This window comes from Arthrobacter sp. (assembly GCF_031988865.1).
Classification (GTDB): domain Bacteria; phylum Actinomycetota; class Actinomycetes; order Actinomycetales; family Micrococcaceae; genus Arthrobacter_B.
Window position 1 is genome coordinate 1 of sequence record NZ_DALZXY010000128.1, and the last position, 6,593, is coordinate 6,593.

General features: G+C 66.7%; 5 protein-coding genes. 2 read left to right on the forward strand and 3 right to left on the reverse strand.

The window, feature by feature from the left end; translation table 11 throughout:
- Positions 1–963: 963 nt before the first annotated feature.
- Positions 964–2,250, forward strand: a complete 1,287-nt coding sequence (locus RTN46_RS15900) for an ammonium transporter (RefSeq protein WP_312182841.1) — start codon at positions 964–966, stop codon at positions 2,248–2,250.
- Positions 2,251–2,324: 74 nt separating this feature from the next.
- Here the strand turns inward: RTN46_RS15900 and RTN46_RS15905 are convergent, their stop codons facing one another.
- The 3 genes from RTN46_RS15905 to RTN46_RS15915 all read right to left on the reverse strand — a co-directional run bounded on the left by RTN46_RS15905 (position 2,325) and on the right by RTN46_RS15915 (position 5,751).
- Positions 2,325–4,112 (reverse strand): thiamine pyrophosphate-requiring protein, encoded by a 1,788-nt coding sequence (locus RTN46_RS15905; RefSeq protein WP_312182843.1) that lies wholly within the window; start codon positions 4,110–4,112, stop codon positions 2,325–2,327.
- A gap of 102 nt (positions 4,113–4,214) precedes the next feature.
- Positions 4,215–4,673 (reverse strand): carboxymuconolactone decarboxylase family protein, encoded by a 459-nt coding sequence (locus tag RTN46_RS15910; protein ID WP_312182845.1) that lies wholly within the window; start codon positions 4,671–4,673, stop codon positions 4,215–4,217.
- Positions 4,674–4,761: 88 nt separating this feature from the next.
- Positions 4,762–5,751 (reverse strand): pirin family protein, encoded by a 990-nt coding sequence (locus tag RTN46_RS15915; RefSeq protein ID WP_312182847.1) that lies wholly within the window; start codon positions 5,749–5,751, stop codon positions 4,762–4,764.
- 190 nt (positions 5,752–5,941) lie between these two features.
- On the opposite strand from RTN46_RS15915, the gene RTN46_RS15920 reads away from it, so the two are divergent.
- A complete protein-coding gene (locus RTN46_RS15920; protein WP_312182849.1) occupies positions 5,942–6,478 on the forward strand; it encodes a dihydrofolate reductase family protein in 537 nt (178 codons plus the stop codon).
- Positions 6,479–6,593 lie beyond the last annotated feature (115 nt).

A 6,593-nucleotide genomic window follows, 5' to 3' on the forward strand; every position in this document is an offset into this window, starting at 1 on the left:
TTGTGGCGGCTGCGGCGGCCAGTTACCCGCCAGATCTGCGCACTGGGCGGCTAAGGCAGCTCGTTTGGTGACTGGATGCGCAGGTATGGTGGCTGCGGCGGCCAGTTACCCGTCAGATCTGCGCACTGGTGACTGGGGCGGATCGTATGGTGACTGGGTGCGCAGTTGTGGCGGCTGCGGCGGCCAGTTACCCGCCAGATCTGCGCACGCGATGTGGGATGAGGTAGGCCGCAACCTAGATAGGTCCTTCGCGGCAAGGTGCCACTGCCGCTGGCCCAGCCCGCTGCGTGGTCCGGCCCGGCTCGCCGCCGCGCAGCCACTTCCAGGGGTGCCGCCACACGTCCGAGGCGGACAGCCCTCCGCCAACACCCCATCAGGATTCAACCAGCAGCCTCCCAGCACTTGTTAACACAGCGATAACATGCAAGGGCTGCCAGCTGTAACACGGTGCCGCCTAACCTAAATGGACGCCGCATTTCCGGACGAAGTTCCGCCACCCGATGCCGGCCACACATGATTCTCCTGCACACCAGATCCGTGCAGGCACAGCGCTGCTGCAGAGGCGCTGCTCCGGCCCCCGACTCCCCCACCTAAGCCGGCTGGCCAACAAGCCGACAAGCCGACAACCGGGTCTGCGATCGGCCTTGTGCAACACGGGACCCAGACCCTTTGTGCCGGGCAGTGCGTGGCAGCACTGCCCGGCAGGACCGACTACCCGCAGTTGCCGGTAGGACCGCATCCCAGTGAGGCATCCCAAGTGCGGAACCGGCCCGCAAGATCTCTACTCCCCACAAGGTCCCGACCCCACAGTGTCTCGGCCCGAATGGTCCGTCCCTTTCCACACGCACGCCCCTTTCCACACGCATTCCCCTCTTCACGCAAACCCCTTTCCACACGCATTCCCCTCTCCACCCCCAAACCCGCCCGGCCCAGCGCCGGCACGAACCGGATTGGAGTTCGCTCATGGACTCAGGAAACACTGCCTGGCTGCTGGCCAGCTCGGCCCTGGTCTGCCTCATGATCCCCGGCATCGCATTCTTTTACGGCGGAATGGTGGGCTCACGGCGGATCCTCAACATGATGATGATGTGCTTTGGCAGTGCCAGCCTCGTGGCCATCCTGTGGGTGCTATTTGGGTACTCGGCCGCGTTCGGCAACTCGCTCGGTTCCCTGGGGCTGCTCGGAAACCCGCTCGAGTTCTTCGGCCTGGAACAGCTGCTCACCGATGACCCGTCGGCAACACTCCCGGTGGCCCTCTTCGCTGCTTTCCAATTGATGTTCGCCTGCGTCACCACAGCCCTGGTGGCCGGAGCCGCTGCTGGGCGGATGAAGTTCGGGGCCTGGATGGTCTTCGCCGGGCTCTGGGCCGCGCTGGTCTATTTCCCGGTGGCGCACTGGGTCTTCGCGTTCGACAACGAAGACGGCACGGTCACCGGCGGCTGGATCGCGAATACCCTCGGCGCCATCGACTTCGCCGGCGGAACCGCCGTCCACATGAACGCCGGTGTCGCGGCCCTCGCCCTGGCCCTGGTCCTTGGCCGCAGCCGGGGCTGGCCGCAGATCGTCAGCCGCCCGCACAACCGTCCGCTGGTGATCCTTGGGGCCAGCCTGCTATGGGTCGGCTGGTACGGCTTCAACGCCGGATCGGCCCTGAGCGCCGGGCACACCGCCTCCGTGGTCTTCCTGAACACCGCCGTCGCCGCTGCCGCCGGGCTGTTGGGTTGGGCGCTCATGGAACGGCTGCGGCTGGGACGCTCCTCCACTCTCGGCGCGGCCTCCGGCCTGATCGCGGGGCTCGTGGCGATCACCCCGGCCTGCGGTGCGGTCAGCCCGCTCGGCGCGGTGGCAATCGGCGCGATTGCCGGACTGGTCTGCTCACTGGCGATCGAGTGGAAATTCCGCCTCGGCTACGACGATTCGCTCGACGTCGTTGGTGTTCACCTGGTCGGCGGCGTGATCGGAACCCTGCTGATCGGTTTCTTCGCCACGGAGGCCGCTCCCAGCGGGGTCAGCGGACTGTTCTACGGCGGCGGCTGGGGCCAGCTCGGCATCCAGACGGTGGCCACCGTGGCGGTTCTGGCCTACTCCTTCGTCCTGACCTGGGGCATTGCCAAGGTCCTGGACCTGGTCATGGGACTGCGCGTCCCCGAGGAACACGAGGTGAAGGGCATCGACCTCGCGGCGCACTCGGAATCGGCGTACTTCAACGACGACGAACCAGTGGAACTCGGTGCCCCGATGAAGCAGTAGCGGGGCCGCGGCCCAAGGACGGGAGCGGTGCCATCCCCGCCGAGAGCAGAAACTGCGCTCTCGGTGGGGAGCTGTCAGGGTTTGCCCAGCTTTTCCTCCTGGACCAGGTATGTCCGGAGCAGTTCCCGGGCGTGCTGCGTGTCCGGTCCCTCCTGTGCCAGGGCATCCATCATCGTCCGGCCCTTCTCCTTGCCGGCCGGGAACGGCGGCAGCAGGGGGACGTCCGGATCGGCCATAACCTCGATCAGGGCCGGCCGGTCCGCGTCCAGGGCCGCGTCCCACGCTGCACCGAGCTGGGCCGGGTCATCAACCCGGATGCCCTGAAGTCCCAGCAGTTCGGCGTAGCGTGCGAAGGAAAAGTCCGGCAGGGCCTGGCTCTTCTCGAACCGGGGATCTCCCTCCATTTCCCGCTGTTCCCACGTCACCTCGGCCAGTTCGTTGTTATGCAGCACCAGCACCACGAACCGGGGATCCGCCCATTGCGGCCAGAGCCGGCTGACCGTAATCAGTTCGGACAGGCCAGCCATCTGCATGGCACCGTCACCAGTCAGCGCTACCACCGGACGCTGCGGGTCGGCGAGTTTCGCGGCGAGTCCATAGGGGATCGAGCAGCCCATACTGGCGAGCGTGCTGGAGAGGTGGGCGGGAACACCTTCGGGGAGGCGCAGCTGGCGGGCGTACCAGTACACAATGCTGCCGACGTCGACCGCCACCTGGGCAGTGGAGGGCAGCCGGTCGCTGAGTTCGCGCACCGCGAGTTCCGGGTTGACGAGGCGGGCCGGTGTCGCAGCACGTTCGGCAGCCAGCCGATTCCAGCGCCGGACGCCTTCTTCCACTCTGCTCCGCCATGGGGATTCGGCCCGGGAGGTGAGGAGCGGCAGCAGGGCATCGAGGCTGGCCGCCGCATCGCCGGTGACCGCCACTTCCACGGGATAGCGGTTGCCGATGGCGGCCGCGTCGACGTCGATCTGCACCGCACGCGCGGCCCCGGGCGGTGGATAGAATTCCGACCAGGGGTCATCCGAGCCGACGATCACCAGGGTGTCGCACTCCCCCAGTACGAATCCGCTCGCGCTGGTCCCCAGGTGTCCCATCACCCCGGCGGACAGCGGATGGGATTCATCCACATAGGGCTTGCCCAGCAGCGACGTCGTGATGCCTGCACCGATTTTGTCCGCCAGCGCTTCCACCTGCCTGCGGGCCTGCCGGGCGCCCTGGCCGACCAGCAGTGCTACCCGCTCGCCGTCGTTGATCAGCGCCGCCGCTGCTTCGAGATCGGCGGAGGCCGGCACCAGCCGCGGGGAGCTCCAGACCGGTGCACTGTGCATAATCCCGTGTTCCTGCTCCAGTTCCGGGGCCGGGGCCTGCTGGATGTCATGCGGAATGATGACGACGGCGGGGGCCCAGTCCGTGAGTGCTGCCTTGAACGCCCGGTCCAGCACCAGCGGCAGCTGTTCGGGGCTGTTGACCTGCTGGCGGAAGGAGGCGACGTCGCGGGTGAGGTTCAGCAGGTCGATTTCCTGCTGGTACGCCGAACCGAGCACAGTGCGGGACTGCTGTCCGATAATGGCGACGACCGGGACGCTGTCCAGTTTCGCGTCGTACAGGCCGTTGAGCAGGTGCACGGCCCCGGGTCCCTGGGTGGAGAGCATCACCCCGACCTCACCGGTGTACTTGGCATGCCCGACAGCCATAAAGGCGGCGTTTTCCTCATGCCGGGCCTGCACAAACCGGGGTGTTCCGGAGCGGCGCAGTGCACCGAGGACGGTGTTGATCCCGTCGCCGCTGTAACCGAAAATCCGTTGCACTCCCCAGGCCTTCAGCCGTTCGACGATCAGGTCTGCAACGAGCCGTTCTGCCATGGATGCCTCCTGTAATCAGCATGCTTACGGTATGGCTCACTATTGCATTTCCCCGGCTGTGGGGAAAACCCCGGTTCGGTTCAAGGGCGGCCCAAGCTCAGCTCAGCGCGGCTTGACCGGATGCCCGCTGATGATGGAGACCCGATTGAAGGCGTTCATCGTCACGACCGCCCAGCTGAGGACGGAGAACTGCTCGGCGCTGAGCAGCCCCTGGTATTTGGCGAAGATTTCTTCGCGCTGTTCCCCGCCGGGGAGGATTGTCAGCGCTTCCGCCAGCCCCAGGGCTGCCCGTTCGGTGTCGCTGAAAACGGCCGTATCCCGCCAGGCCGGCAGGACGGCCAGCCGCTGGGACGTCTCCCCTGCTTCCAGCGCCAACCGGGTGTGCAGGTCCAGGCAGTAGGCGCAGCCGTTGAGCTGTGAGACGCGCAGGTTGACCAGCTCCATCAGAATCCGGTCCATCCCGGCTTCCTCGGCCGCTGTCCGCACTGCGGCTGCGGTGGCCGCCAGCGCCTGGTAGATCGGCCGGTGCTCCTTGTCGATGAAGACCCGGTTGCCGCTCATGCCCGGCCCCCGTCTTCGAAGCGCAGCTGCGCCGGGTTGTCCTGGATCTGCATTTTGCCTGTCCTTTTGGGTTAGTGGTCCTTTTGGGTTAGCGGCGCGGCCGGAGCCGGGCGTTGGGCAGGACCGGAGCCGGGAGTGGGGGCAGCGGATCATTTGGGACGGTGGCGAACCGGCTGGCGGGTTCCGCGCCCGGGTGGGTTTCAGCGCCGATGTGCTGCTGCCAGTCACGGCGGTACTGGACGATCTCCTCATGGCTGCGGCCGATGAAGTTCCACCACATCACGATCGTCTCCCCGAGGGGTTCACCTCCGATGAGCACCGCCCGGGCCGGAGTGTCCGCCGGTGCGCTGATCCGCAGCGTTCGGCTGCCCGGGGCCAGGTAGGCGAGCTCTGCGGGCGCGACGGCGGCCCCCTGGAACTCCAGTGGCCCCGTGTCCGCGAGCAGGCCGTACTCAAACCGCGGATCGGCGTCGAACACCACACTGGCTCCGGGTGCCAGGACCAGCTCCGCGCCTAGGATCGGGGAATGCGTTTCCACCGGGGACGTTGAGCCAGCGAGCGCTCCAAGGAAAACGCGCAGTTCCCAGCCGGGACCGCCGATGGCATCCGGAACGTAGTGGTCGAACCGCGGCTCCGTGCCGCGGGCTGCCTCGGGCAGGGCCAGCCAGAGCTGGACGCCATGGAGGATGCTGACCTCCGCCGTCGAGACTTCAGAATGCGCGATGCCGCGGCCGGCAGTCATCAGGTTGAGTTCACCCGGCCGCACCATGGCGTGGGCTCCGGTGCTGTCGCGGTGCTCGATTTCGCCGGTGAAGAGCCAGCTGACCGTCTGCAGCCCGGTGTGCGGATGGGGCGGAACCACCATACCGCCGGTGAGTGCGACGTCGTCGGGCCCGTAATGGTCCACGAAACACCAGGCGCCGATCAGGCTGCGCCCTCGCTGCGGCAGCGTGCGGCGGACGGGCATCGCACGCGGCCCGCCCAGCGGGACATCGCGCGGAGCATGGATCTCGACGGCGGTATCCGCAGGCGCGGCGGCGCACTCCACCTCAACCGGCGCAGTCTCTACGTTGCTCATATGTATCCCAGCCCTTTCCGGACGCGAACTGTTCCCACTAACACTACATGCATATGCATCTATAGGACAGGCGTTGCGCCCCGAACGCAGTGCGGCTCCGCAATCGACGCCGATGGCTAATGGGTATCCTTTACGCCTTCAGCAGGCCCCGCCCTAACCGCCGGCCCTGCCCTCCCGGTATTCTCTAGGCATGGCAAAAGTCATCTATTACGTTGCTTCGTCACTGGATGGCTTCATCGCCACCGAGGACAACAGCTTGGACTGGCTCCTGGCCTTCGGCTTCGATTCTTTCCAGGAACACTACGACCGCTTTATGTCCGGGGTCGGTGCGATCATCATGGGCGCCGAGACCTACGACTGGCTCCGCGCCGAGCAGCCGGATACCTGGGACTATGGCGAGCTGCCCTGCCTGGTGCTGACGCACCGGAACCTAGAAGCGCCGCCCGCCAGCGGTGTGCGCTTCGTTAGCGGGGACGTGCAGCCCGTCCTGGAACAGGCGTCGGCGCTCGCCGAGGACCGAAACGTCTGGGTAATCGGCGGCGGCAACACTGCCGCCCAGTTCGCTGATGCCGGCCTGCTGGATGAACTATGGATCACTTATATGCCCGTTGCGCTGGGGTCCGGCCGCCGCCTGCTGCCCGTCACGAGCCCCACCGGCCGGATGCACCTGGTCGGCACCACACAGTTCAACGGCGGTGCAGCTGAGCTGCGGTTCGCAGTCGACTAAGGCCCCCATCCACCGATTACTGCAGGGTTCGTTAACCACACCCAAAGGCTGGCCCGTGCCGGCTGATCCGTGGCGCGCGGATTGGGGTTGCTGATTGGCGGCACCCGTGGCGGTA

Excerpts from the sequence above, each read along its gene's own strand:
- RTN46_RS15900 (WP_312182841.1), top strand. The coding sequence starts at position 964 with ATGGACTCAGGAAACACTGCCTGGCTGCTGGCCAGCTCGGCCCTGGTC.
- RTN46_RS15915 (WP_312182847.1), bottom strand. The coding sequence starts at position 5,751 with ATGAGCAACGTAGAGACTGCGCCGGTTGAGGTGGAGTGCGCCGCCGCG.
- RTN46_RS15905 (WP_312182843.1), bottom strand. The coding sequence starts at position 4,112 with ATGGCAGAACGGCTCGTTGCAGACCTGATCGTCGAACGGCTGAAGGCC.
- RTN46_RS15910 (WP_312182845.1), bottom strand. The coding sequence starts at position 4,673 with ATGAGCGGCAACCGGGTCTTCATCGACAAGGAGCACCGGCCGATCTAC.
- RTN46_RS15920 (WP_312182849.1), top strand. The coding sequence starts at position 5,942 with ATGGCAAAAGTCATCTATTACGTTGCTTCGTCACTGGATGGCTTCATC.